This is a genomic window from Paraburkholderia hospita (assembly GCF_002902965.1).
GTDB classification, from domain to species: domain Bacteria; phylum Pseudomonadota; class Gammaproteobacteria; order Burkholderiales; family Burkholderiaceae; genus Paraburkholderia; species Paraburkholderia hospita.
Map to the genome: position 1 here is coordinate 1,948,537 of NZ_CP026105.1, position 25,154 is coordinate 1,973,690.

At 62.1% G+C, this 25,154-nt stretch carries 20 protein-coding genes, 3 tRNA genes and 1 pseudogene; 11 read left to right on the top strand and 13 right to left on the bottom strand.

The features are described from left to right. Window positions 1-53 precede the first annotated feature (53 nt). From C2L64_RS08735 to pgi, 3 genes are all read left to right on the top strand, one after another. Entirely contained in the window at window positions 54-1,355 is a 1,302-nt protein-coding gene (locus C2L64_RS08735) for an FAD-dependent oxidoreductase (RefSeq protein WP_090835192.1), read from the top strand. Window positions 1,356-1,462: 107 nt separating this feature from the next. Beyond that, on the top strand, window positions 1,463-3,040 hold the full coding sequence (locus tag C2L64_RS08740; protein WP_090835195.1) for an NAD(P)H-hydrate dehydratase: 1,578 nt from the start codon (window positions 1,463-1,465) through the stop codon (window positions 3,038-3,040). Between the two features lie 268 nt (window positions 3,041-3,308). After that, entirely contained in the window at window positions 3,309-4,931 is a 1,623-nt protein-coding gene (pgi, locus tag C2L64_RS08745) for a glucose-6-phosphate isomerase (protein WP_007585913.1), read from the top strand. Between the two features lie 75 nt (window positions 4,932-5,006). Here pgi and C2L64_RS08750 read toward each other — a convergent pair whose 3' ends face one another. Beyond that, window positions 5,007-5,693 carry an ABC transporter ATP-binding protein gene (locus C2L64_RS08750; RefSeq protein WP_035539346.1) on the bottom strand — a complete coding sequence of 229 codons (687 nt, stop codon included), beginning with the start codon at window positions 5,691-5,693 and terminating at the stop codon, window positions 5,007-5,009. A 1-nt stretch (window position 5,694) separates the two neighbouring features. On the opposite strand from C2L64_RS08750, the gene C2L64_RS08755 reads away from it, so the two are divergent. Both C2L64_RS08755 and C2L64_RS08760 read left to right on the top strand, forming a co-directional pair. Then, window positions 5,695-6,423, top strand: coding sequence for an arylesterase (locus tag C2L64_RS08755; protein WP_407671763.1), 729 nt, complete (start codon window positions 5,695-5,697; stop codon window positions 6,421-6,423). A gap of 141 nt (window positions 6,424-6,564) precedes the next feature. Continuing rightward, window positions 6,565-6,906, top strand: coding sequence for a hypothetical protein (locus tag C2L64_RS08760; RefSeq protein WP_007585909.1), 342 nt, complete (start codon window positions 6,565-6,567; stop codon window positions 6,904-6,906). A 100-nt stretch (window positions 6,907-7,006) separates the two neighbouring features. Here the strand turns inward: C2L64_RS08760 and C2L64_RS08765 are convergent, their stop codons facing one another. From C2L64_RS08765 to tig, 8 genes are all read right to left on the bottom strand, one after another. Continuing rightward, window positions 7,007-8,935, bottom strand: coding sequence for a SurA N-terminal domain-containing protein (locus C2L64_RS08765; protein ID WP_007585908.1), 1,929 nt, complete (start codon window positions 8,933-8,935; stop codon window positions 7,007-7,009). A gap of 98 nt (window positions 8,936-9,033) precedes the next feature. After that, window positions 9,034-9,110 (bottom strand) — tRNA-Asp (locus C2L64_RS08770). Window positions 9,111-9,151: 41 nt separating this feature from the next. Next, window positions 9,152-9,227, bottom strand: a tRNA-Val gene (locus C2L64_RS08775). A 70-nt stretch (window positions 9,228-9,297) separates the two neighbouring features. Beyond that, complete coding sequence (locus tag C2L64_RS08780) at window positions 9,298-9,570, bottom strand: HU family DNA-binding protein (protein WP_007585907.1); 273 nt, start codon at window positions 9,568-9,570, stop codon at window positions 9,298-9,300. A 375-nt stretch (window positions 9,571-9,945) separates the two neighbouring features. Beyond that, window positions 9,946-12,363, bottom strand: a complete 2,418-nt coding sequence (lon, locus tag C2L64_RS08785) for an endopeptidase La (RefSeq protein ID WP_007585905.1) — start codon at window positions 12,361-12,363, stop codon at window positions 9,946-9,948. A gap of 183 nt (window positions 12,364-12,546) precedes the next feature. Then, the gene (gene clpX / locus C2L64_RS08790; RefSeq protein WP_007585899.1) at window positions 12,547-13,818 is read right to left on the bottom strand and encodes an ATP-dependent Clp protease ATP-binding subunit ClpX; all 1,272 of its coding nucleotides are present in this window, start codon (window positions 13,816-13,818) and stop codon (window positions 12,547-12,549) included. Window positions 13,819-14,025: 207 nt separating this feature from the next. After that, window positions 14,026-14,685: an ATP-dependent Clp endopeptidase proteolytic subunit ClpP gene (gene clpP, locus C2L64_RS08795; protein ID WP_007585897.1), complete on the bottom strand. Its 660-nt coding sequence runs from the start codon at window positions 14,683-14,685 to the stop codon at window positions 14,026-14,028. Between the two features lie 183 nt (window positions 14,686-14,868). Continuing rightward, a complete protein-coding gene (tig, locus tag C2L64_RS08800; protein WP_079485708.1) occupies window positions 14,869-16,215 on the bottom strand; it encodes a trigger factor in 1,347 nt (448 codons plus the stop codon). Between the two features lie 523 nt (window positions 16,216-16,738). Between tig and C2L64_RS08805 the strand changes: the two genes are divergently transcribed. Next, the gene (locus C2L64_RS08805) at window positions 16,739-17,884 is read left to right on the top strand and encodes a glycerate kinase (protein WP_079499551.1); all 1,146 of its coding nucleotides are present in this window, start codon (window positions 16,739-16,741) and stop codon (window positions 17,882-17,884) included. Between the two features lie 63 nt (window positions 17,885-17,947). Continuing rightward, complete coding sequence (locus C2L64_RS08810) at window positions 17,948-18,403, top strand: MarR family winged helix-turn-helix transcriptional regulator (RefSeq protein ID WP_007585886.1); 456 nt, start codon at window positions 17,948-17,950, stop codon at window positions 18,401-18,403. 135 nt (window positions 18,404-18,538) lie between these two features. On the opposite strand, the pseudogene C2L64_RS08815 reads toward C2L64_RS08810, so the two are convergent. Beyond that, window positions 18,539-19,311 (bottom strand): annotated as a pseudogene (locus tag C2L64_RS08815) (class II aldolase/adducin family protein). Between the two features lie 220 nt (window positions 19,312-19,531). On the opposite strand from C2L64_RS08815, the gene C2L64_RS55840 reads away from it, so the two are divergent. Beyond that, window positions 19,532-19,666: a hypothetical protein gene (locus tag C2L64_RS55840; RefSeq protein WP_007737843.1), complete on the top strand. Its 135-nt coding sequence runs from the start codon at window positions 19,532-19,534 to the stop codon at window positions 19,664-19,666. 170 nt (window positions 19,667-19,836) lie between these two features. On the opposite strand, the gene C2L64_RS08820 is transcribed toward C2L64_RS55840, so the two are convergent. Then, window positions 19,837-19,923, bottom strand: a tRNA-Leu gene (locus C2L64_RS08820). A gap of 294 nt (window positions 19,924-20,217) precedes the next feature. Between C2L64_RS08820 and C2L64_RS08825 the strand changes: the two genes are divergently transcribed. Next, window positions 20,218-21,051 carry a squalene/phytoene synthase family protein gene (locus C2L64_RS08825; protein ID WP_090835197.1) on the top strand — a complete coding sequence of 278 codons (834 nt, stop codon included), beginning with the start codon at window positions 20,218-20,220 and terminating at the stop codon, window positions 21,049-21,051. A gap of 3 nt (window positions 21,052-21,054) precedes the next feature. On the opposite strand, the gene C2L64_RS08830 is transcribed toward C2L64_RS08825, so the two are convergent. Beyond that, window positions 21,055-22,224 (bottom strand): DUF1501 domain-containing protein, encoded by a 1,170-nt coding sequence (locus tag C2L64_RS08830; RefSeq protein ID WP_090835199.1) that lies wholly within the window; start codon window positions 22,222-22,224, stop codon window positions 21,055-21,057. Window positions 22,225-22,326: 102 nt separating this feature from the next. Then, window positions 22,327-22,662 carry a hypothetical protein gene (locus C2L64_RS08835; protein ID WP_090835339.1) on the bottom strand — a complete coding sequence of 112 codons (336 nt, stop codon included), beginning with the start codon at window positions 22,660-22,662 and terminating at the stop codon, window positions 22,327-22,329. A 229-nt stretch (window positions 22,663-22,891) separates the two neighbouring features. Between C2L64_RS08835 and ompR the strand changes: the two genes are divergently transcribed. Beyond that, entirely contained in the window at window positions 22,892-23,626 is a 735-nt protein-coding gene (ompR, locus tag C2L64_RS08840) for an osmolarity response regulator transcription factor OmpR (RefSeq protein WP_007585880.1), read from the top strand. 43 nt (window positions 23,627-23,669) lie between these two features. After that, the gene (locus tag C2L64_RS08845) at window positions 23,670-25,019 is read left to right on the top strand and encodes an ATP-binding protein (protein ID WP_007585878.1); all 1,350 of its coding nucleotides are present in this window, start codon (window positions 23,670-23,672) and stop codon (window positions 25,017-25,019) included. The last annotated feature ends 135 nt before the right edge of the window (window positions 25,020-25,154 follow it).

The window sequence follows — 25,154 nt, forward strand, 5'->3', positions numbered from 1 at the left end:
ATGTCACGTCATACGCCTGGCCCCACGCGAGCCGCCGGCAACACGAATTAACCATGGATGTCATTGTCATTGGCGGCGGGATCGTCGGCGTCGCCACCGCCTTTCAGCTTCGTGCGGCCGGTCATAGGGTGTGCGTCGTCGAACGGCACGCCACCGTCGCGCAAGGCGCCACTTACGGTCACGGCGGCACTTTGCTGCCCACCCCGCTCGATGCGTGGTTCGGCCCAACCTTCATGCAGCACCGCCAGGCAGCCAAAAGCGGGGTGATCAAGAAGGCGGGCTTCAACGGGCAGGTGCGCGATTTCGTCCGCACACTCTCGGTGCTCGCCGAACCCGAGGCGTTCCAGAAGCAGTTTTCGCTGCTGCGTCCGCTGATCGAATCGGCGCGCCAGTCGCTCGCCGACATCGAACATCACTTCAATCTGGAATTCGAGCAGTCGAAGGGGCAGCTTTATCTGGTGCGCAGCCAGCAGGACTGGGACCACACACATCCCGCGCTCGACCTGCTGCGCAAGTTCGAGGTGCCGCATCACGTGCTGAGCCCGCAGGAATGCCAGACCATCGAGCATTCGATTCCGCTCGAGCCGCATTTCGCGGGCGGTGTGCTGTTCGACGACGAAGGCACGGCGAACTGTCCGTTGTTCGCGAAGCTGATCAAGCAGACGCTCGATTCGCAAGGCGGCGTGCAGTTTCAATGCGGCCGCGAAGTGACGGGTATCCGCCTCGACAACCAGCGTGCGGCCGTCGAACTGGCGCCTGCCAACGGCGAATCGTCGCGCTCGCGTGAAGTCGATGTGATCAGCGCGGACGCCGTGGTCGTCGCCGCGGGCGTGGGCAGTCTCGCGCTGCTGGAGAAGCTCGGGCTGAATCTGCCGCTTCATCCGCTGCGTCTGCACAACCTCGTCGCGCCGATCGCCCGCGAGGAGTTCGCGCCCCATACGACAGTGATCGATGCCGTCAAGCGGATCACGATCACGCGCAGCAACCACCGGCTGCGCATTGCGGGCGGCGCGGTGCTGCAAAGCGCGAGCCAGACCCGGCTGCCGCTGCCGGAGCCGCTGACGAAGGAAGCGCTCGCGCTGCTTAGCCAGGCGACGCACGACTGGGTGCCGGGCTCGGCGCGCATTTCGGCCGCGCTGCCGTGGGAAGGCGTGAAGCTGCTGTCGCCGGACGGCCTGCCCGTCACGGGCAATGCGCTGCATCCGCGGCTCTTCGTGAACGCGGCGCACGGTCCCGTCGGCTGGGGCCTCGCATGCGGTTCGGGCAAGCTGATTGCGAGCCTGGTGTCCGGCGCACCGTCGGAATTGCCGGCTGACACGATCGCGGCGCTTCGCCCCGAACGCTTCAACGGATAACACCTTCTGGCACGGGACGGTCATTCGTCCTATGCCATTGCGCGTGCTGGCGACGGCACGCGCATTGCCACTACCATGGGCGTACCCTGTTGCTCTCGTACGCTGCCATGACCGATACCTCCCTGCCTTTCCTTCACGACGTTCTCGTCAAGCCGTATGACCGGCCGTTTCCGCTTCTGAGCGTCGCCGAACTGCGCGCGCTCGAAAAAAATGCCGAGGCGACGCTGCCCGCACACACGCTGATGGGCCGCGCCGGACGTGCGGGCGCGCGTTTTCTGCTCGAACGTATCGAACTCGACGGTACGACCAATCCGCACCAGCCGGTATGGCTCGTGGCCGGCCCCGGCAACAACGGCGGCGACGCGCTCGTCGTTGCGGCTGGACTGCATCGCGCCGGTATCACCGTCGAAGTTTGCATGCCCGTCGAAGTGAAGCCCGACGATGCCCGTTGGGCGCTGGCCGAAGCACGCGCGGCGGGCGTGCCGATCTCGAATGCCGTGCCGGACTCGTTCGACGATTACAGCTGGGTTGTCGACGGCATGTTCGGTATCGGGCTGGCACGGCCTCTGGACGGCGTGTTCGCGTCGATTGCCGGTCGTTTGTCCGCGCGTGCAAAGACGCGCGGCCGCGTGCTCGCGCTCGACGTGCCGAGCGGGCTGGACAGCGATACGGGCAATGTCGTCGAAGGCGGCGCCGCCGTTCGCGCGACGCACACCGTCACGTTCATTGGTGCGAAGCCGGGTCTTTACATGGCCTCGGGACGCGACCTTGCGGGCGATGTGACCGTCGCGCCCATCGGGCTCGAATGGCCTGACGAGCCGCAAGTCCGACTCAACGGGCCCGCCCTCTTCATTCCGCATTTCCCGCCGCGCGATTACTCGACGCACAAAGGCACGTTCGGCAGCATGGCCGTCGTGGGCGGCGATACAGGGATGTGCGGCGCGCCGATTCTCGCGGCGCGCGCGGCGCTGTACGCGGGCGCGGGCAAGGTCCACGTCGCGTTTCTCGGCGCGGGCAGCCCGCCCTACGACCCGCCTCATCCTGAACTGATGCTGCATCCGCTCGACGAACTGCCGCTCGCGGAGATGGACGCGCTGTCGATCGGCTGCGGAATGGGCAAGCGCGAGCGCGCTGTCAGCGTGCTGCGCGACGTGCTGCCGCTTGATGTGCCTAAGCTGCTCGACGCCGATGCGTTGAATCTCATCGCCGATCACGCCGATCTCGCCGCAGCCGTGAAGCAGCGCGGCGAGTCCGCGAACGATCCGTGCGTGCTGACGCCTCATCCGCTCGAAGCCGCGCGCCTGCTCGGCACCGACGCAAAGAGCGTGCAGCGCGACCGGCTGGAAGCGGCGCGCGCACTGGCCGCGCGTTACGCAAGCGTCATCGTGCTGAAAGGCACAGGCACGGTGATCGCGGCGCCGGACGGGCGCGTCGCCGTCAACCCGACGGGCAACGCGGCGCTCGCGACGGGCGGTACGGGCGACGTGCTCGGCGGCCTGATCGGCGCCTTGCTCGGACAAGGTCTTCCGCGCTACGAGGCAGCGCTCGCAGGCGTCTTTCTGCACGGTTTCGCCGCCGACGCGCTCACCGCACGCGGCAAAGGTCCGGCCGGCCTCACAGCGGGCGAGCTCGCGCCGATGGTGCGCAAGTTGTTGAACCGGCTCGTTTATCCGTTGCAGGATTGACGCCCTGCGCGTGCCACAGGAGCATCCCGCTATCTGGCGACGTGTCCCATCTATCCCGGCTGTCATCCTGGCCCGCTATACTGATTGACTGCGTCGTGCGGCCGTCCATCGGCCGCGACGCGAACCGCAGACGCCCGCTGACGGGGCACGAGACACGCCGCCGCGCATCCGGCGACCGTACCGCTCAGCCAACCGCGCGTCTGCAGATCACCCCCGGCACGCCCGATGCGCGGCCGGCCATTCGTTTTCCTTCGTTAGACGGACGGTTATGACTCTCAACTCGCTCCCCGCCTGGAACTCGCTGCAAACACACTACGAACAGATTCGCGATGCGCGCCTGCGCGACTGGTTTGCACCCGAGAACGATCCCGCGCCGACGCGCGCCGAACGGTTCACCCTTGCCGGCGGCGGTCTCGCGGCCGATTTCTCGAAGAACCGCATCACCGACGAAACGCTGAAGCTGCTAGTGCAACTCGCGCGCGAAGCCAACGTCGAAAAACGCCGCGACGCGATGTTCGCGGGCGACATCGTCAATCCGACGGAAGGCCGCGCGGTGCTGCATACGGCGCTGCGCGCCAGCAATCCGAATGCGCCGTTCTACGGCAAGATACAGGCCGAGCGCGCGAAGATGGCCGCGTTCGCCGACAAGGTCCGCAGCGGCGAATGGAAGGGCTATACGGGCAAGCGCATTCGCTATGTCGTGAACATCGGTATTGGCGGTTCGGACCTCGGGCCGAAGATGGTCGTGCATGCACTGCATCACCTCGCCACACCAGACATCACCACGCACTTCGTATCGAACGTCGACGGTGCGGACCTGTATCGCGTGCTGACCGAGATCGATCCGGAAGAAACGCTGGCCATCATCGTTTCGAAGACATTCACGACGCTCGAAACGATGACCAACGCCAATTCGCTGCGCGACTGGTTCGTCGAGAAAGGCTGCCCTGAAAACCAACTGGCGAAGCACTTTGTCGGCGTATCGGCGAATCCCACCGAAGTCGTCAAGTTCGGCATCGCGCAGGAAAACGTGTTCGAGATGTGGGACTGGGTTGGCGGCCGCTATTCGCTGTGGTCGGCCGTGGGCCTGTCGATCATGATCGCCGTCGGTCCGAAACAGTTCGACGAACTGCTCGCAGGCGCGAACGAGATGGACGAGCATTTCCGCAGCGCGCCGCTCGATCGCAACCTGCCCGTGCTAATGGGCATGATCGGCATCTGGTATCGCAACTTCTTCGGCTCGCAAAGCTATCTGGTCGCGCCGTATTCGGAAGCACTGCATTTCCTGTCGTCGTACCTGCAGCAGCTCGAAATGGAAAGCAACGGCAAGCAGGCGTGTCTGGACGGCTCGTTCGTCACCTACGATACATCCGCCGTCACGTGGGGCGAGCCGGGCACGAACGGCCAGCACGCGTTCTTCCAGATGCTGCACCAGGGTCCGACCATCGTCCCGATCGATTTCGTCGCCGTGCTGACACCCGAGCACCCGCTTGTTTCGCATCATCCGAAGCTGCTGGCGAACTGCTTCGCGCAAAGCGAAGCACTGATGCTCGGCCGCACGCGTGAAGAAGCCGAAAAAGTGGCCGGACCGAACAAGGCGGAACTCGTGCCTCACATCATGTTCCCGGGCAACCGTCCCACCACCACGCTGCTCGTCGATGCCCTCACCGCCCGTTCACTCGGCGCGCTGATCGCGCTGTACGAACACAAGGTGCTCGTGCAAGGCACGGTCTGGAACATCAACTCGTTCGACCAGTGGGGCGTCGAGCTGGGCAAGATCCTCGGCAAGGTCGTCGAGGCGGATATCACCAGCGCAAGCCTGGACGAGAAGAAGCACGACTCGTCGACGTCGGCATTGATCGCGCGGGCACGCGCGGCACTGAAGCGCTGATCCCCGTCGTTCAGCGGCGTGAATGCAAACGGGCCTTCAACTTGAAGGCCCGTTTTTTTACGTCACACTGTGTGATCAGATCAGGCGCCCTGCTTCGATCGTCACTGTCGTATCGCAGCGGCGCGCAAGCTCCACGTCATGCGTAACCAGCACCAGCGTCGCACCGTTCGCGCGATTCATCTCGAACATCAGATCAATGACGGCATGTCCCGTAGCGGCATCGAGGCTACCCGTCGGCTCGTCGGCGAACAGGATGGCGGGATGCGTGGCGAACGCGCGGGCAAGCGCCACGCGCTGCTGCTCACCGCCCGACAGCAGCTTCGGGTAATGCCGCATGCGCTCGCCGAGGCCAACCTGCGTCAACAGCGTCCGCGCGCGCGCGTGAATCTCGCGCGCCGACAGCTCGCCCTGCAGCTCGAGCGGCAGCGTGACGTTTTCGAGCGCGGTCAGATGCGGCATCAACTGGAAGGACTGAAACACAAAGCCGACGGAACCATTGCGCAGCGCGGCGCGGCCGTCTTCATCGAGTTCCGTCAGTTCGCGGCCGAGCAGACGAACCGACCCCGAGGTCGCGCTGTCCAATCCGGCAAGCAGTCCGAGCAGCGTAGACTTGCCGGAGCCCGACGCGCCGACGATCGCCACGCGGCTGCTTGCCTGAATCGACAGGTCGATGTTGTCGAGGATCGTCAGCTCACCCGTCGCATCCTTAACCCTCTTGCATAAACCCCGCACTTCGATGACTGGATCGGTTTTCTTTTGCATGGTGAAGCGTAGGTTGAAAGTACGCGCCGTTGCGTCGATCACGGCGCTGACTGCGGCGTATTTTCCCATCGTGTTCGCCGCGACTTTTTCTGCGTCCGCTCAGGCCGCCGGCAACGCCACCGCGGCCGCTGCCATGGCAAACCCCACAGGCAGCAATACGCAACAGGCGAAGCCGACGATCATCGTGCTCGGCGACAGCCTCTCCGCCGAGTACGGCCTGCCTCGCGACACCGGCTGGGTTTCGCTGATGCGTCAGCGTTTGTCGAGTGAGCGAATCGATTATAACGTTGCCAATGCGAGCATCAGTGGCGACACGACAAGCGGCGGGCGCGCCCGCCTGCCTGCGTTGATGCAGCGGCTCAAGCCCGCCGTCGTGATCGTGGAGCTCGGCGCCAACGACGCGCTGCGCGGCGTCCCGCTCGACACCACGGAAGACAATCTCCGCACGATCATCGAACAGGCGCAGCAAGGCCACGCGAAAGTTCTGCTCGTCGGCATGTACGTGCCGCCCAATTACGGCCCTGACTACACGCAAAAGTTCCACGGGCTCTACGGCCAGCTATCGAAGCAGTTGCGCGTGCCACTCGTCCCATTTCTCCTTGCTGGGATCGAAGACAAGCCGGACATGTTCCAGTCCGATCAGATTCATCCGACCCAACAGGCACAGCCCCTGCTACTGGACAACGTGTGGTCAGCGCTGAAGCCGCTGCTCCGCACCTCGTCTCAGTGAAAGTGAAAGCGCCATTAGGTGTTACAGCGCGCTAACAGCTTGTTTCCGAATGATGGGAACGTGATCACCCATGGTCGATCAGACAGGTTCGTCTGAATTCGACAACCGGCTCCATGTGAGCGATTTCTGGAAGGAGATAACGTGAAATACTTACCGATTATCGCTATGGCCGTCGCCATTTCCGCTTGTGCCGCGCAACCGCCGGCCGGTGTGCAATCGGTTGGCACCAGCCAGCAGCCGCCGAAGGTCGTCGGCCAGTGCATTGCCAAGAAGTGGGCTGACAAGACCCAGCAGCAGGTCGTTGCACAAGATACATTGGCCAACGACGCAGCGATGGACGTTTACGTACCCGGCCAGCAGCCGCCGAACGGCGCGGCTGCCGTCGTGCGGCCGAACTATCAGGGCTCCGGCACCTGGGTTGGCTTCCGCGCCGCGGGCGGCGCCGGCAGCGACGCAACGGGCGATATCAGCGCCTGCCTGTAATCCTTCCCAACGCTTCTCGCAAAGCAAAAAGCCCCGCATCGTGCGGGGCTTTTTTTGTGGCGGATCAAGAAGCCGCACGCATGCGGCTCCCTGGACCGGCTTATTCGCCTGATTGCGGGTTGTCGAGCGAACCGTACATCTTCACCTTCGACCGCGTGCGCACCGCATCCAGGTACGACTCGGCTTCAGCCTGCGCATTCACCGAAGCGATTTGCTGCTGCGCCGACGCCAGACGCTGCGCATCGGTCGGCGCGGGTTGCACGACAGCGTTCACGCGATAGATCGCATAGCCGTCTGCGCCGAGGTCGACGCCGACGTACGCCGGCAATTTCTGCGCATCGACCTTGTAAATTGCGCTCAATGCGGCGGGCGGCACACCTTGCGCGTCGCTGCGGGACACCTTCAGCGCGGACGAGAAACCCTGCGTCGACTTCGACTTCTGCAGGTCCGCCAGCTTCGCCTCGCCTTCCTTGCGCGCGAGATCGGCAGCCTGCTGCGCGACCACTTTCTGACGCACGGCATCCTTGACGGCGGCGAGCGCGGGCACGGCGGCCGGCTTGTAGTCGGTCACGTGTGCCGCGATGAGCGTGTTGTTGCCGACGTCGATTGCCTGCGTGTTGTTGCGGTCCTTCGCCGAATCGTTCGCAAACACGGCCGCGAGGAATTTCGGGTTGTTGAGCGGGCTATCCGGCGGCAACGCGCTGCTCGGCTGCGGCGTAACCGTCGCCGTCTGGATCTGCAGCTTGTATTTGTCCGCGGCCGGTTGCAGGCTCTTCGACTGTTCGTAGACGGTCGACGTGAAGCCTTCCGAATCGTCGCTGAATGCCTTCGTGGCGAGTTGCGCCTTGAGATCCTTTGCGATCGAATCCTTCACTTCGTCGAACGGCTTCGTCACCGACGGCTTAACGTCCGTCACCTTGACGATGTGATAGCCGAAGTCCGACTGGATCAGATCGCTGATCTCATCCTTCTTCATCTTGAAGACGGCGTCGTCGAAAGCCTTGCCGCCCGCGATCATGCCCGGGCTGAAGTAGCCCAGATCGCCGCCCTTCGACGCCGAACCCGGGTCCTGCGAATCCTGCTGCGCAAGCTGCGCGAACTGGTCGGGATGCGCCTTGATCTGCGCGAGGATTTCCTGCGCTTTCTGCTTTGCCTTGTCCTTGTCGGCGGCGCTCGCGTCTTTCGGCGCCGAGATCAGGATGTGGCTCGCGCGCACTTCACCCGCCGTGCGGTAGTGGGCGATGTTGTCGTCGTAGTACTTTTTGAGATCTGCGTCGCTCGGATTCGCCGATGCCGCGATCGTCGCGGGCGACATCACGAGATACTGGATCGTGGCCGTCGCGGGCGTCGCGAAGTCGTCGCGATGCGCATCGTAGTACGCCTGAATTTGCGCATCAGTCGGCTGCACCTTCGACTCGTACTCCTTCGAGCGGAACGCGAGACCCTGCACTTCGCGCTGCTGCTCGGCGAGTTCGGTCAGATGCTGCGCGAGCGTCTTCGGCGTGAACGAGGTCTGCGTGATGGCTGCGGGCAACTGTTGCATCGCCATGCTGTAGCGAACCTGCTCCTGGTATTGATCGGGCGTGATGCCCTGCATCGCAAGGAGTTCTTTGTATTTGTTCAGGTCGATCGAGCCGTCGGGATTCTTCAGCGAGCCGATGACGGGATCGGCCATCAGCGCGCGACGCAGTGCATCGTCTGACACCGTCAGATGCAGACGTTGCGTCTCATCGGCGAGCACGCGTTGCTGGATCAGCCCATCGAGCATTTCCTTGCGGCGCTCCGGCGTGTCGAACATCTTCGGGTCGAACTGTGCGCCGAGCATCTGACGCGCGCGGTCCATCTGCTGACGCCACGCGTTGTCATACTCGCCGCGGGTGATCTTGTGTCCGTTGACGCTAGCGACATTCGCGCTCTCGTCAAAGAAGCCACGGAAGCCCTGGATACCGACAAAACCCAAACCCGGCAGGATGACCAGGATGAGCATCAACATCATCAGACGTTGGTGATTGCGAAAGAAATCGAGCATGCTTGAGGAGGCAAAAGTCGGATGCCAAAAACGGAACGCCCGATAGTACAACAGCGGGCAATAAAAAAGGCGAACCGGAGTTCGCCTTTCTAGGATACTGGCGGAGTGGACGGGACTCGAACCCGCGACCCCCGGCGTGACAGGCCGGTATTCTAACCGACTGAACTACCACTCCTTATGCTGCATACACTGCAGCGTGTCACTTCGATCTGGAACTGGTGGGTGCTGAGAGGCTCGAACTCCCGACCTACGCCTTGTAAGGGCGCCGCTCTACCAACTGAGCTAAGCACCCGCTCCGAGATCGCCGCTGCCTGACGCTTGATGCCGACTCGCATCGACATATTCATCAAGCAGCGAGCCCATTAGTTTAACGCATCCTTCAGAGCTTTGCCAGGCCTAAATTTAGGGACCTTGGCTGCCTTGATCTTGATTGCGGCGCCCGTGCGCGGATTGCGCCCCGTGCGTGCCGTGCGCTTGCCAACGGCAAACGTGCCGAAGCCGACCAGCGTGACCGAACCACCCTTTTTCAACGTGCCTTTGACACCACCGATCACGGCATCCAACGCGCGACCTGCTGCCGCTTTCGAAATGTCGGCTTGCTGCGCGATGTGATCGATCAATTCCGTTTTATTCATTCCAAGCCCCCGAGAATGTAGTTGGCCAATCATGAAAGCGCTTATGCGCCCGGTTATATACGGCACGGCAGAATTTGCCGGCCACTCATTAGAATGGGCCGAAACCCTTGTGTCAAGCGGGATTGAGCCTGATTCGAGGGGGTCGTCGAGGGTCTGTCGATGACAAAGTCTTGCAAGGTGATCGATGCGGATGCAACCAGTTTGCCACGTGTCTCCGTGCGTCCTGGATAGCGGGTGAATTGCTCTATCGACGGCTAATGATTAAACGTTTGCGTCCCTTGCGCGAGCAATAAAAAAACCCGCGGACCAGGCCGCGGGTTCTTGTTCGCTGAAAACTGAGTGAGCCGTTAAGGCGCTCAGTACTTTGCGTTTGGCTTAGTGCTTCACGACATCGCTTGCGCCTGAGTCTTTCGACTCACCAACGGGCGCAGCCGCCTTCGGCTCTTCATCCGGCAGCGGAGCCGGACCATGTTCCAGCGCCAGTTCCAGTACCTTGTCGATCCAGCGGACGGGCACGATCTCGATCGCGTTCTTCACGTTGTCCGGAATCTCCGTCAGATCCTTGACGTTTTCTTCCGGGATCAGCACGAGCTTGATGCCGCCGCGATGCGCTGCCAGCAGCTTCTCCTTCAGCCCGCCGATCGGCAGCACTTCGCCACGCAGCGTGATTTCGCCCGTCATCGCGACATCCGCGCGCACGGGGATACCCGTGAGCACCGACACCAGCGCCGTCGTCATCGCGATACCGGCAGACGGACCGTCCTTCGGCGTCGCGCCTTCCGGCACGTGGATGTGGATGTCCTGCTTCTCGAACGCTTCGTCCTTGACACCGAGACGGCGCGAACGCGAACGCACCACCGAACGCGCGGCTTCGACGGATTCCTTCATCACGTCGCCGAGCGAACCCGTACGGATCACGTTGCCCTTGCCCGGCATCACGGCCGCTTCGATCGTCAGCAGATCGCCGCCCACTTCCGTCCACGCGAGACCCGTGACCTGGCCGGTCTGGTTTTCCTTCGCGGCCAGACCGAAGTCGTACTTGCGTACGCCGAGGAACGTGTCGATGTTCTTGCCGTCGACGGTGACTGCCTTGTCCGCCTTCTTCAGCAGAAGCATCTTCACCACCTTGCGGCAGATCTTCGAAATTTCACGCTCGAGCGAACGCACGCCCGCTTCACGCGTGTAGTAACGAATGATGTCGCGGATGGCGGTTTCCGTGACGTCGATCTCACCGGGCTTCAAGCCGTTGTTCTTCTTCTGCTTCGGCAGCAGATAGCGTTGCGCGATGCTGACCTTCTCGTCTTCCGTGTAGCCCGACAGACGGATCACTTCCATCCGGTCGAGCAGCGGCGGCGGAATGTTCAGCGAGTTCGACGTCGCGACGAACATCACGTCCGACAGGTCGAAGTCCACTTCGACGTAGTGATCGGCGAACGTGTGGTTCTGTTCCGGGTCGAGCACTTCGAGCAGCGCCGACGACGGATCGCCGCGGAAATCCATGCCCATCTTGTCGACTTCGTCGAGCAGGAAGAGCGGATTGCGCACGCCGACCTTGGTCAGGCTTTGCAGGATCTTGCCCGGCATCGAGCCGATGTACGTACGACGGTGGCCGCGAATCTCGGCTTCGTCACGCACACCACCCAGCGCCATGCGCACGAACTTGCGATTCGTTGCGCGCGCAATCGACTGGCCCAGCGACGTCTTGCCGACGCCCGGCGGCCCGACGAGGCACAGGATCGGCGCCTTCACCTTGTCCACGCGCTGTTGAACCGCGAGGTACTCGAGAATGCGTTCCTTCACCTTCTCGAGACCGAAGTGGTCTTCGTCCAGCACGCGTTCGGCATTCGAGAGGTCGTTGTTGACCTTGCTCTTCTTGCGCCACGGCAGGCCGATCAGCGTGTCGATGTAGTTGCGCACGACGGTAGCTTCCGCCGACATCGGCGACATCAGCTTGAGCTTCTTCAGCTCGGCGTCGGCCTTCTTCTTGGCTTCCTTCGGCATGCGCGCAGCGGTGATGCGCTTCTCGAGCTCTTCGAGATCCGCACCCTCTTCGCCTTCGCCCAGTTCCTTCTGGATGGCCTTGACCTGCTCGTTCAGGTAGTACTCGCGCTGGCTCTTCTCCATCTGACGCTTGACGCGTCCACGGATGCGCTTTTCGACCTGCAGAATGTCGATCTCGGCTTCGAGTTGCGCGAGCAGATGCTCGAGGCGCTCGATGACTGGGAACATTTCGAGGATCTGTTGCTTCTGGTCGAGCTTGAGCGGCAGATGCGCAGCGATCGTATCGGCAAGACGCCCGGCTTCATCGATACCCGACAGCGACGTCAGAATCTCCGGCGGGATCTTCTTGTTCAGCTTCACGTACTGATCGAACTGCGACACGATCGCGCGACGCAGCGCTTCCGTTTCAGCGCTATCGGCGTGGTCGGGCTCGAGCGGCATCACTTCGCACGAGAATTGCGTTTCCTGCTCTTCGATCGACAGCGTCTTTGCGCGCTGCAGACCTTCGACCAGCACCTTCACGGTGCCGTCGGGCAGCTTGAGCATCTGCAGGATGTTGGCGATACAGCCAACTTCGTACATGTCCTTTTCGGTCGGCTCGTCTTTGGCCGCCGTTTTCTGGGCAACAAGCATGATGTGCTTGCCACCTTCCATTGCGGCTTCCAACGCCTTGATCGACTTCGGGCGACCCACGAAGAGCGGGATCACCATGTGTGGGAAAACGACTACGTCGCGCAGCGGGAGCAGCGGGAGTGTGACGCGTTCCGGCGGGAGGAGTTGGGTTCCTGACATTTCATTTCCCCATGAGTGGAATCAGTTTGTTCGATAGTTGAGGCCGACAAAAAAGATTGCAAGCCTTCGCGTGTGGGAAAAGTTCAGTGACTCCAGAAAAACAGTCCATCCTGACGACACGATAAACGAAAAAAGCCGTTCACGTCGCCATGAACGGCTTTTTTTCAAAAATCGGGAAGCCGATCAATTCGAACCCGCAACCTTTGGCGCGTCTTCGTAGATCAGTAGCGGCTTTCCGTCACCATCAATAACATTGTCGTCAATAATGACTTTGCTGACGCCCTTCATTGTCGGCAATTCGTACATGACGTCAAGCAACGCCTGTTCCAGGATCGAACGCAAGCCACGTGCGCCCGTCTTACGACGGATCGCCTTGCGGGCGATGGCTTGCAGCGCGGCCGGACGGATCTCCAGCTCGACGCGTTCCATGTTGAACAGCTTGTGATACTGCTTGATGAGCGCGTTCTTGGGTTCGACCAGAATCTTCATCAGCGCGACTTCGTCCAGCTTGCCGAGCGTCGCCACGACGGGCAGACGTCCGATCAGTTCTGGAATCAGGCCGAATTTGATGAGATCTTCCGGCTCGACTTCGCGCAGCACTTCGCCTGCATCACGATCCTGCTTGCTCTTGACACTCGCGCCGAAACCGATCCCCGTTTTCTCCGTACGGTCCACGATCACCTTTTCGAGGCCATCGAACGCACCGCCGCAGATAAACAGGATGTTGGTCGTATCGACCTGGATGAAATCCTGGTTCGGATGCTTACGGCCACCTTGCGGCGGGACCGACGCCATCGTGCCTTCGACCAGCTTCAGCAGCGCCTGCTGCACGCCTTCGCCCGACACGTCACGGGTAATCGACGGGTTGTCGGACTTGCGGCTGATCTTGTCGATTTCGTCGATATAGACGATGCCACGCTGCGCCTTGTCGACTTCGTAATTGCAGTTTTGCAGCAGCTTCTGAATGATGTTCTCGACATCCTCGCCGACATAGCCGGCTTCCGTCAGCGTGGTTGCATCGGCAATCACGAACGGCACGTTCAGAAGGCGTGCAAGGGTCTGCGCGAGCAGCGTCTTGCCGGAGCCGGTCGGCCCGATCAGCAGGATGTTGCTCTTCGACAGCTCGATGTCGTCCTTCTTGTCGAGATGTTTCAGGCGCTTGTAGTGGTTGTAGACCGCAACCGCGAGAATTTTCTTCGCGCGTTCTTGCCCGATCACGTATTGATCGAGAATGTCGCGGATTTCCTGAGGACTGGGCAGGTCGGACTTGGACAGGCCCGTTTCCAGACCCGCGCCCGCTGCTTCGTCGCGAATGATTTCGTTGCACAGGTCGATACATTCATCACAGATGAATACCGACGGGCCAGCAATCAGTTTTTTAACCTCGTGCTGGCTTTTGCCGCAGAACGAGCAATACAACAGCTTCTCGCTGTTAGAACCTTTTTTGTCCGCCATAGATGTGTGAGCCTCCGGACACTCGAATGACATGATACGCCGTTTGCCCACCTCGTTCAGTTCGGGGCGGGACGGATGCGCAAAAGCTGTGACGGCGTTTGCCGCAGGCGTTCAGACGGGTCTTATTATTTCACAAGGTTTCGCGCCGGCGCTCCTCCCCCAATTTGGAGAAAAAGCGCTCCGGATCAGCCATGTTTCAGCGATTGTTTACGGACGCTTGTGCAGCACCTGGTCGACGAGGCCATAAGCCTGCGCATCGTCACCCGACATGAAGTTGTCGCGGTCCGTGTCGCGCTGGATACGCTCCACGGGTTGACCGGTGTGGTGCGACAGCAACTGGTTCAGGCGCTCCTTCAGGTACAGGATTTCGCGTGCCTGAATTTCGATGTCCGATGCCTGGCCGCGCGCGCCGCCCAGCGGCTGGTGAATCATCACGCGTGCGTTCGGCAGCGCAAAACGCTTGCCCTTCGCGCCCGCTGCCAGCAGGAACGCGCCCATGCTGGCCGCGAGGCCCATGCACAGCGTCGAGACGTCCGGCTTGATGAATTGCATCGTGTCGTAGATCGCCATCCCTGCCGACACCGAGCCGCCCGGGCTGTTGATGTAGAAGCTAATGTCCTTGTCCGGATTTTCGCTTTCGAGGAACAGCAACTGTGCGATCACGAGGTTCGCAGTCTGATCGTTCACTTCGCCAACCAGGAACACCACGCGCTCCTTCAGCAGGCGCGAGTAGATGTCATACGAACGTTCACCGCGGCCGCTCGTTTCGACGACGATCGGCACGAGGCCGAGCGCTTGCGCTTCGAGATCCCGATCCCGCGACGACTGCGAGGTCAACGTGTCCAGCATTTGAGCGCGAAAGGTCATGCAATGGATCCTTGTCAGGAAATGTTCTGATAATCGGTTCTGGACAAGTAGGTGCGGCCGCGCGTTTCTTCAAGAGCCAAAACGGCCGACGAGCGTTCTTTTAGCATAATCGGCCGTGCTCATATGGAAAAACGGCGTGCAGGCCGTCGCTCGGACAGCCAGCACGCCGTTACAGCGATGCTATTACGCTTGCGCCGTTGCGCTTGCCAGCTCTTCGAAGCTCACTTCCTTGTCCGTCACCTTCGCCTTGCTCAGGACGAAATCGACGACGTTGGACTCAACGACATACGCTTCCATCTCGGCAAGACGCTGCTGGTTCGAATAATACCAGCGGACGACTTCCTTCGGGTCTTCGTAGCTCTTCGCGAATTCATCGACTTCCGCGCGGATCTGTTCCGGCTTGGCCTGCAGCTCGTTGGCCTTGACCAGCTCGGCCAGCACGAGGCCCAGCTTGACGCGGCGCTCTGCCTGCTCGGCGAACATTTCTGCGGGGATCGGTGCGTCCTTTGCGTTCGGCACGCCGCGTTGCGTGAGGTCTTGACGCGCCATTTCGACGAGGCGCTCCTGATCCTGCTCGACCAGCGCTTTCGGCACGTCGAGTTCGGAGATCTTCAGCAGCGCGTCCATCACCTGGTTCTTCACGACAGCCTGCGTGCGGCGCTTCGCTTCGCGCTCGAGGTTGTCACGGATTTCGGCGCGCATCTTCGTCAGATCGCCGTCTTCGATGCCGAGCGACTTCGCGAATTCGCCGTCGATTTCGGGCAGATGCGGCCACTCGATCGTCTTCATCGTGATGGTGAATTGCGCGGTCTTGCCGGCGACTTCCTTGCCGTGATAGTCCTCGGGGAACGCAAGGTCGAATTCCTTCGACTCGCCGACCTTCAGGCCAAGCGCGGCCTTTTCGAATTCCGGCAGCATGCGGCCTTCACCCAGGACAAACGCGAAGTCGTCCGCGCTGCCGCCCTGGAATGCTTCACCGTCGATCTTGCCGACGAAGTCGACCGTCACGCGGTCGCCGTCTTTCGCAGCCGTGTCCGCGCCGCCGTCGCCATGCTCGCCGGATTCGCCGCGAGCGTGGTAGTGCACGCGCTGCTTGCGCAGGATGTCGAGCGTGCGGTCGATTTCAGCGTCGCTGATGGTGGTCTTCGTGCGTTCGATTTCAGCCGTCGCGACGTCGCCCAGCTTCACTTCCGGGTAAACCTCGAAGGTCGCGTCGAATGCGTAGTCGCCTTCAGTCGCGTCCGTCTTCGGGCTGAAGCTCGGCTGGCCAGCGACGCGCAGGTTTTCCGCGCGGCTGATGTCGAAGAACTCCTTGCCAACCTTGTCGCTCAGCACTTCGGCTTCCACCTGACCCGCGTACTGCTGCGTCACCATCTTGAGCGGCACCTTGCCCGGGCGGAAACCCGGCATGCGCACGTTCTTCGCGAGTTGACGGATACGCGAATCCACTTCCTTCTGCACAGTGTCTTTCGGCAGGGAAATCGTCACGCGGCGTTCGAGCTTGCCGAGGTTTTCAACAACGTTAGCCATGGCTTCAATCGTCCTAAAATTATTCGAGCGAATCAGTTATCTTGTGTGCGCCGCCTGTCGATGTCCGCTTTGCGTCGTGCGTTCGACACTGCGCGTTGCATTCGCTTTTGCGCGGGTCGCCGCTACGCTTCGCTCAGTCACGGGTGACATCGATCGCGTGCCTCTCGCCGCGGGCTGTGAGGCCGCCGGCAGCACAGTTTGGGTCAGAGAGCCAAATATTTTAGCAAACTATTTGCGCGGCTAGCCGGATTCGCTGTTTCGCGATTGTTTGTGGCTTGCGAAGCTCGATTCCGACCGTCATTCGAACGATTCCAAACGCGCCTGCGATGCGTCTCGGTCCGCGACAGCTGTGAATCAAAGTCAATTCTGCCTATACCTTCCGGTATATTCAGTCGCGCGTCGCATGCTGATAAGCTTCACCACATCCTGATACGCCGCTGCCGCGTGCATAGGCGTTCCGGGCGCTTCATCGCATCGCGGCGAGCACAGCGATGCCTACTCATAGCAAATCATCAGAGACACCATGCCGAATACGTCGTCCGCGCCTATCGTCGTCATCGCCCCTGACTCGTTCAAAGGTTCGCTCTCCGCGGAGCAGGTCGCGCAATCCATCGCGACGGGCATTCTGCGCGCGCGGCCCGACGCGACGATCCGTGTCTGCGCAATGGCCGACGGCGGCGAAGGCACGCTCGACGCCATGCTCACCAGCGGCGGCGAACGCCGCATGCTCACGGTGCGGGGCGCGGCAGGCCCTGCGCGCGAAGGCGTGACGGGTCTGCTCGCCGACGGCAGCGCGATCATCGAAACAGCGGAGGTCGTCGGCATCACCGACCCCGTCGGCATGGGCGTTCCCGTGGAAAAGCGCAGCACGCGCGGTATGGGCGAAGCCATCCGCTCGCTGCTCGACGCGGGTGTGCGGCGCTTCTTCGTCGCGCTCGGCGGCAGCAGCACGAACGACGGCGGCGCGGGTTTGCTGGTCGGTCTCGGGCTCAAGCTATTCGATGCGCAAGGGCATGAACTCGACGCGACGCCCGAACAACTTGCTCAACTGGCGCGCGTCGACGCATCGGGCCTCGATGCCCGTCTGCGCGAGGCAACGTTCGTCGGCATGTCGGATGTCGACAACCCGTTGACGGGCGATCACGGTGCAACGGCAGTCTTCGGTCCGCAAAAAGGCGTAAAGCCGGAGCAGGTCGCGACGATCGACGCCGCCCTCGCCCGCTTCGCCGACCTCGTCGAGCCGGCCATGAACCGTGTCGCGCGCAACCAGCCGGGTGCGGGCGCGGCGGGTGGACTCGGTTTCGCACTGCATATGCTGGGCGCCGAATTCGAGCCGGGCGCGGAAGTCGTTGCGCGACAGATCGGCCTCGACGCAGCGCTCGAAGGCGCCAACTGGCTCATCACGGGCGAAGGCCGCTCCGACGTGCAAACGCTGCACGGCAAGGCGCCCTTCATCGCCTGCCGGCATGCGCGCGCCGCGGGCGTGCCGGCCACGCTGCTCTCGGGCGCTGTCGACCCAGCGGCGCTGCCAAAACTCGCCGAGCATTTCAGCGGATGCTTCTCGCCCGCCCCCGGCCCGATCACGCTCGAAGTAGCGATTCGCGACGCAGCGACCTTGCTTGCGAACGAAGCCGAACAGATGACGCGACTCAGGTTTGGCCCGCGTTGACCGCGAGAGCGGATGCAGCAACAATCACATCACCGGACTGCATCCACTCACAACGGGAAGACCATGAAGGCCTCCGATAAAGCCGGACTCGAACAGTTTCTGACGTATCGTCTGCACGTGCTGAATAAACTTTCCGAGCGGGGCATCAGCGAACGGTATATGGCCAAGCTCGACGTGACGCTGCCCGAGGCGCGCGTGATTGCATCGGTTGGATCGTTCGGACCATTCTCGATCATGGACCTCGCGCGCCACGCGAACCTCGACAAGAGTCAGGCGAGCCGTGCAGCCGAAGCCTTGATCAGACAAGGCCTCGTGCAACGCGAAGCGAGCGCGGACGATGGCCGCGTGGTGCTCGTATCGTTGACCGCGGAAGGCCGTGCGCTCTATCGCAAGGTGATGCCCATCGCGCGCAAGTGGAACACCGATCTGTTCGATTGCCTCGACGACCGCGAGAAGGTCGCGCTCAGCGAAGCACTCGACAAGGTGATCGAAACCGCGATCGCGCGTAACGCAGCGTAGTCAGGTCAGACGGAGTCTGGAGCGAACGCTCATCGGCGCTTGCGTGGCGCCGTCGACTCCGTTGTTACCTAATTCCTTAAACACTCATTCACAAGTCCGCCCGCGTACGCGTCTCGCACGGCGACTTTCACGCTTCTACTCGCGATACGACGGATCGATCCGATCGACCTGACGCAGCAACGCTTTCAGCACATCTTCTCCTGCGCCATGCCGCGGATCGAACTGCAGTGAGTCGCGCGTGCAGCGCGCGGCGATCTCGTCGCCGATCAGCGCGCGGGTCCGAGCGTCGCCGTTGCCAATTGAATGTCGCAAGCCCGGTTGAGCGTCCAGAGCCGCGCGAAGGCTTGCGCGATCGTTTCGCCAATCGATAGCAGGCCGTGATTGCGCAAGATCAACAAACGTTTGTCGCCGAGATTCGCAACGAGGCGCGGCCCTTCGTCGGCGCGCACGGTAATGCCTTCGAAGTCGTGATACGCGACCATTCCGTGCAGTTGCGCCGAATAGAAATTGTTGTTGACGAGACCCGACTGCGAGCATGCGACGGCAAGCCCCGCCGTTGTATGCGTGTGCATCACGCAATGCGCATCGGGCAACGCGCGATGAATCGCGGCATGCACGACGAAGCCCGCCGGATTCACGGGATGCGGCGAGTCGTCGAGCACATTCCCGTCGACATCGATCTTCACCAGGTTCGACGCCGTGACTTCCGTGTAGTGCAGGCCGAACGGGTTGATCAGGAAATGGCTGTGCGTGCCGGGCACGCGCACGGTGATGTGGTTGTAGATCAACTCGGTCCAGCCGAGCATCGCGAACACGCGATACGTGCCTGCGAGTGTCACGCGCAGCGCGCGCTCCGCGTCGGCATGCGCGCCGATGTCTGAGGGTAGTCGAACATCGGTTGATGCCATTTGCACGCTCCTCTTCTTGCGCTTCGATGAGCTAAAGGATCGTAGATCATTTCAGCGCAGGATAGGAGAATCTGGTTGTGCGTGCAACCAGATAGGTCGATGGTCGCGCTTCGCGATATACAGCGTACTTGACGCACGGAACGACTGAGTCCAAGCGAATCGTAAACCTGACTTGCTACGATCGCCGCTCGCTTTATCTCTCTGATTTTAAGGATCGAAAATGAAGAAGGTTGTTCTGGCACTCGTCGCCGCTGCCGCTGGTTTCGTGAGCATGTCGTCGGCATTCGCAAACGACTACCATCACGAGTGCCATAAGGTAAAAGTGCATCATCACTGGGAAAAGCGCTGCCACTAAGCAGCCTCGGATCGTCAATGTGATGAGCCAGCCCCGCCTTCGCGCGGGGGTTTTTGTGTGCGTCGATTGGCCGGGTGCGAGTCTGCGCGATTGTCGTGTCGGCGCGTAAAAACAAAAAACCCCGCGCGTCGGATACGGGCGGGGTTTTGTGTACAGCAATGAGAAAAAAGTGGTGCGAGGAAGGGGACTCGAACCCCTACACCCTTGCGGGCGTCAGGACCTAAACCTGGTGCGTCTACCAATTTCGCCATCCTCGCAGCCGGGCGATGCGTGAGGTGCAACACCCGATGTCTCGCCGGCGAATGGACGCTGCGATTTCATCGCGGTGTAGTTCGCGCGGACAAATCCGAACCTGTAGGATCAGACCCGTCACCGCCACGAACGAACGCGTCGAAAAAGCCACGTCCGATCGCGGCACCGCCAAAAGCGTAAGCGCGAGATTCTAACCGATTGGTCTGCGCTTGTCTGCATCTGTCGAATACGGTCGATGCTACAATTTTCGGTCTCTCGTGCACAGCCGTGCGCGACCGCCTCCCCACAAGCCAATCCCAGTGAATTTCGACGAATACTGCCTGCAGAAAGCAGCGCCTCCCGGCTCGAGCACCTACTACGCACTGCGCCAGGCGCCCGTCGCGCGGCAGCCGTTGCTCACCGCGCTGTTCGCGCTGCGTCGCGAGTTCGAAGAAACCGTGAAGGAAACGACCGATCCGACGATCGGACGCACGAAGCTCGCGTGGTGGCAAAAGGAAGCAGCAGCGCTCGCAGCAGGCGAACCGACGCACCCTGTGTCGCAGGCGCTCGCTGTGCATCTGCCCGACGTGCAGGCTGAATATCCCACGTTGCAGGCGTTGATCGCGGGCTTCGAGATGGACCTCGACCAGGCGCGCTATCTCGACTATCCGAACCTGCGCCGCTATATGGCTGGGGTCGGCGGCAACTTCGCATCTGTGGTTGCGCGCGCGACGGCGCGCGATCCGTCGCAGGCGCAAGTGTGGGCCGCACCGCTCGGCGAGGCCTTGATGCTCGCGCAGATCGTCGTCGAACTCGGCAACGACGCGCGGCATGGCCGCATCTACATTCCCATCGACGAGATGCAGCGCTACAACGTGACGGCGGCGGATCTGATCAACCGCAAGTACACGGACGCGTTCACCGAGCTGATGCGCTTCCAGACAACGCGCGCCCGCGACGCGATCCGCAAGGCGCTCGATGCGCTACCCGTCGGCGAGCGTCACTCGCAGCGCACGCTGCGCGCGTTGGCCGCACTGGCGCTGGCGTTGCTCGACGAGATCGAGCGCGACGGCTACCGCGTGCTTCATCAACGCATCGCGCTCACGCCGATCCGCAAGCTGTGGGTCGCGTGGCGAGCGGCGCGCAAGCACTGACATTTACGTGCGTAGCAATGGCAGCGGCGGGACGTCGTCCTGAAGGACCGCGTTTGCATCCAGATTCAGGAACGGGCCAAGCGCGGTCGCGTAGAGCTGCCTGAAGTCGATCTCGACAGGCAGATTGCCGGCGCTATTTAATCGCGCGAGATCGGGCGCGCGACCGTACAAGCCTCCACGCACCTGACCACCCAGCACGAAATGCGCGGCGCCGCCGCCATGCCCGGTGCCACGATGAATGTTCTCGCGCGCGGAGCGGCCGAATTCCGAGTACGTCATGATGAGCGTGTCGCGCCAGCGGCCGCGTCGCGTCAATTCCGCGCGAAGCGTCGCGCAGCCTTCGGCGAGCTGCTCGAGCAAAGCCGCGTGCCGCGCGGGCTGATTGCTGTGCGTGTCGAAACCATCGAGCGTTAGCCGAATCGCGCCGCACGTATGCGGCTGCGTCCGGTCTACGATCGTGCGCAGCGCGGCATCGATCGAATCCCGAAGCGTCGGCGCGCTCACCTGAAGTGCTCGCGTGGCGCCGGAAACGCGCGCGCCCTCGCCTTCGCCTTCGTCCGCGTCGATCCCTTCGACGTGCGGCGCGGCATCGGGGTCATCGACACGCGCCCACACCTCATCGGTCTCGACACGATCCGCGGAACCGGCGAACGGCCCCGACTCCACGCTGCCGAATGATGCCGCCGCAACGCCTCGCTGCATCGCGGCGCATTGCCCGACCGCACGCGTCAGCCAGCCGTCGCGCCGATACACATCGGCGCACGATGCCGTGTCCCAGATCTCCGTCGAGCGGAAATGCGATATATGATCCTGCGCGCAACCGACACCCTGCACGACAGCCAGTTGTTCATCGCGCCAGAGAGGCAGCAGCGCACGCATCGCGGGATGCAGCGCCGTACGCTCGTCCAGCGGCAGCACACGGTCGCGCGGTATCGCGATGTGTTCACGCAGCGCGTAGTAAGTGGAATCGGCGAAAGGAATGACGGTGTTCAAACCGTCGTTTCCGCCCTTCAGTTCGATCAGGATAAGCAGCTTGCCCGGCGCGCGACCCGTTGCGCCCGCATCCAGTTGCGTCGATATGCCGCTGCTTGCGTGCGGCGCGGCGAACACGCGCGGCATCGATAGCGAGGCGCTCGCTGCCGCTGCCATCGTCAGAAACTCGCGTCGCTTCATCGATGCCTCACTGGATGAATGACTTTGCCCGACACCAACGGCAAACGCACGGCCGTCGTGCCGAAGCGCCGACGGTCGGTCGCTGTGCGTGAAAACCGGGCGTCAGCGCTTGTACAGTTCGCGAACGGCGTCTTCGATATGCTGCCGCAACAAACGTCGTTCTTCAGGCGTCATATGTCCGTCGCGCCGACGTTGATCCAGATCGGGCGGCACGGCGGTTGCTCGCATGATCGCGTCGGATGCGGGACGATCCGCGTCGGGATTGTGCGGCTGGCGACCCGAGCGCGTATGCGGGCGCTGGGGCGGGCGCGTGTCGGTGTTGCGGTCCGTCGAGGAATCGGCATAAGCGGGAACCGGGCTTAACGCGTTCGCGAACACGATCGCAACAGCGACAGCGATCACGCTCAGGCGCACGTTCGGCCAGACCCCTCCCTTCATCTTTTTCCCTTCGTGGCGCGGCAACCGGCAACCTCAGATACGTGTATTGACTCCGGCTTGAAACCGGGTGCGAGAGCTTTATTCGAGTGAAGTATCTACCGAACTGGCGCAAACAGTAAAGGAGTGTAAGCGCCAAGCCTTTACGTCGTGCCACAGGCCGGGTAAATTTTGTAACTGACTGTTACGTGATAATTGGTGCAAACGTGCACCTCTCTCTAATCGCGCTAAGATGCCGACCATGGAAACCAAAAACCCCTCGAAAATCCTCGTCGTCGATGACGACCCGCGTCTGCGCGATCTGCTGCGCCGCTACCTCGGCGAGCAGGGCTTCAACGTTTATGTCGCCGAGAACGCGCCCTCGATGAACAAGCTGTGGGTGCGTGAACGTTTCGACCTTCTGGTGCTCGACCTGATGCTGCCGGGCGAAGACGGTCTTTCCATCTGCCGGCGTCTGCGCGGCAGCAACGATCGCACGCCGATCATCATGCTCACCGCCAAGGGTGAGGATGTCGATCGTATCGTTGGCCTCGAAATGGGCGCTGACGACTACTTGCCCAAGCCGTTCAATCCGCGCGAGCTGGTCGCGCGCATTCACGCGGTGCTGCGCCGCCAGTCGCCGTCCGAATTGCCGGGCGCGCCGTCGGAGACGTCGGAAGTCTTCGAGTTCGGCGAGTTCGCGCTGAACCTCGCCACGCGCACGCTCACCAAGGCCGGCCAGGAAATCCCCCTGACCACGGGCGAGTTCTCGGTGCTCAAGGTGTTCGCGCGTCATCCGCGCCAGCCGCTGTCGCGCGAAAAGCTGATGGAACTGGCGCGCGGCCGTGAATACGAAGTGTTCGACCGCAGCCTCGACGTGCAGATTTCGCGTCTGCGCAAGCTGATCGAGCCGGACCCGGGCAGCCCGCGCTTCATCCAGACAGTCTGGGGTCTGGGATACGTGTTCATCCCCGACGGCGCAGCCTGAATTTGCCGTTCCAGTTGTCTCTCTTCTTCCATAAGAAGGCCGCATGCGGATCGACCGGCGCCTCCTGACGCTCGCGTTCGGCGGCCTGTTCTGGCGAACGTTCCTGCTGATCGCGCTCCTGATCGCGGTCAGCCTCGCCGCCTGGTTCCAGAGCTTCCGTGTGATCGAGCGCGAGCCGCGCGCGCAACGCGTCGCGCTGCAGCTCGTCGCGATCGTCAAGCTCACGCGTACCGCACTCCTCTATTCCGATCCCGATCTGCGGCGCGCACTGCTGCAAGATCTGGAGAGCAATGAAGGCGTGCGCGTGTATCCGCGCGAAACCACCGACAAGTACAAGCTCCAGCCCGATGAATCGCTCAACCGTCTGATCGAGCATGACATTCGCGGACGCCTCGGTGACGACACGATCATCGCGCAGTCGGTGAACGACATTCCAGGCGTGTGGATCAGCTTCAAGATCGACGACGACGATTACTGGGTGGCGCTCGACCGCGATCAGCTCGATAGTGTGACGGGTCTGCAATGGGCAGGCTGGGGTATTTTCGCGCTCGCGTTGTCGCTATTTGGCGCGGCGTTCATCACGAGTCTCGTGAACCGGCCGTTCGCGCGGCTCGCGATGGCCGCGCGCAAGGTCGGTTCCGGCCAGGCGCCGGAGAAGCTGCCGGAACGCGGCATGGGCGTCGCGGCCGAAACCAACCGAAGCTTCAACCAGATGGTGCAGGACCTGGAGCAACTCGAAGCGGACCGCGCGTTGATGCTCGCTGGCATTTCGCACGACCTGCGCACGCCGCTGGCGCGTCTGCGGCTGGAAACGGAAATGAGTCCGTCCGACCAGGCGACCAAGGACGCGATGATCGACGACATCGAGCAGATGGACATGATCATCGGGCGCTTCCTGGATTACGCGCGCCCTGTGCAGCGGATGCCGGAACCTGTCGACCTTTCCGTGATCGCTGGAGAACTGGCTGCGCGCATGTCGAGCGAAGACGGCATGCGGCTGGTGACGCGACTGGCGCCGTCAGCTGTGATCGAAGCGGACGAGACCGATATCCGCCGAGTCGTCGGCAATCTGATCGAGAACGCGCGCAAGTACGGACTGTCCGAGTCTGATGGCATCCCGCATGTGATTCTTGAGACGCGGGTGTCGCATTCGCGAGTCGAGTTGTCGGTCGTCGACGAAGGCCCGGGCATTCCCGAAGATCAGCTCGCGCTCGTCACGCGCCCGTTCTACCGCGTGAACTCGGCACGCACGCAGGCCAACGGCACGGGGCTTGGGATGGCGATCGTGCAGCGGCTCGTCGGACGCTATCGGGGCGCGTTGCGACTACGCAACCGCACGCCGCTGCCTGGGCTCGAAGTGACGATCGAGTTCCCGCTCGCCAAAAGCGTCTGAAACGGACAGGAATCCGGCTGAAGCAGCCGGCGTCCATTTCAGGCCGCTGCTTTTCTGTGCAATCTTTTCCCCGATTTCGTGCGAAACCCATTATTCCCAAACTGCACTATCGCCGCGTTGGAGAAAATTCATCCA

Bases quoted from the DNA above. Each gene is read 5' to 3' on its own strand.
- C2L64_RS08835 (WP_090835339.1), bottom strand. From the start codon at position 22,662: ATGAAGGGAGGGGTCTGGCCGAACGTGCGCCTGAGCGTGATCGCTGTC.
- clpX (WP_007585899.1), bottom strand. From the start codon at position 13,818: ATGGCGGACAAAAAAGGTTCTAACAGCGAGAAGCTGTTGTATTGCTCG.
- C2L64_RS08750 (WP_035539346.1), bottom strand. From the start codon at position 5,693: ATGCAAAAGAAAACCGATCCAGTCATCGAAGTGCGGGGTTTATGCAAG.
- C2L64_RS08735 (WP_090835192.1), top strand. From the start codon at position 54: ATGGATGTCATTGTCATTGGCGGCGGGATCGTCGGCGTCGCCACCGCC.
- tig (WP_079485708.1), bottom strand. From the start codon at position 16,215: ATGGCTAACGTTGTTGAAAACCTCGGCAAGCTCGAACGCCGCGTGACG.
- C2L64_RS08845 (WP_007585878.1), top strand. From the start codon at position 23,670: ATGCGGATCGACCGGCGCCTCCTGACGCTCGCGTTCGGCGGCCTGTTC.
- C2L64_RS08740 (WP_090835195.1), top strand. From the start codon at position 1,463: ATGACCGATACCTCCCTGCCTTTCCTTCACGACGTTCTCGTCAAGCCG.
- C2L64_RS08805 (WP_079499551.1), top strand. From the start codon at position 16,739: ATGCCGAATACGTCGTCCGCGCCTATCGTCGTCATCGCCCCTGACTCG.
- C2L64_RS55840 (WP_007737843.1), top strand. From the start codon at position 19,532: ATGAAGAAGGTTGTTCTGGCACTCGTCGCCGCTGCCGCTGGTTTCGTG.
- C2L64_RS08780 (WP_007585907.1), bottom strand. From the start codon at position 9,570: ATGAATAAAACGGAATTGATCGATCACATCGCGCAGCAAGCCGACATT.
- ompR (WP_007585880.1), top strand. From the start codon at position 22,892: ATGCCGACCATGGAAACCAAAAACCCCTCGAAAATCCTCGTCGTCGAT.
- C2L64_RS08765 (WP_007585908.1), bottom strand. From the start codon at position 8,935: ATGCTCGATTTCTTTCGCAATCACCAACGTCTGATGATGTTGATGCTC.
- C2L64_RS08830 (WP_090835199.1), bottom strand. From the start codon at position 22,224: ATGAAGCGACGCGAGTTTCTGACGATGGCAGCGGCAGCGAGCGCCTCG.
- lon (WP_007585905.1), bottom strand. From the start codon at position 12,363: ATGTCAGGAACCCAACTCCTCCCGCCGGAACGCGTCACACTCCCGCTG.
- pgi (WP_007585913.1), top strand. From the start codon at position 3,309: ATGACTCTCAACTCGCTCCCCGCCTGGAACTCGCTGCAAACACACTAC.
- clpP (WP_007585897.1), bottom strand. From the start codon at position 14,685: ATGACCTTTCGCGCTCAAATGCTGGACACGTTGACCTCGCAGTCGTCG.
- C2L64_RS08810 (WP_007585886.1), top strand. From the start codon at position 17,948: ATGAAGGCCTCCGATAAAGCCGGACTCGAACAGTTTCTGACGTATCGT.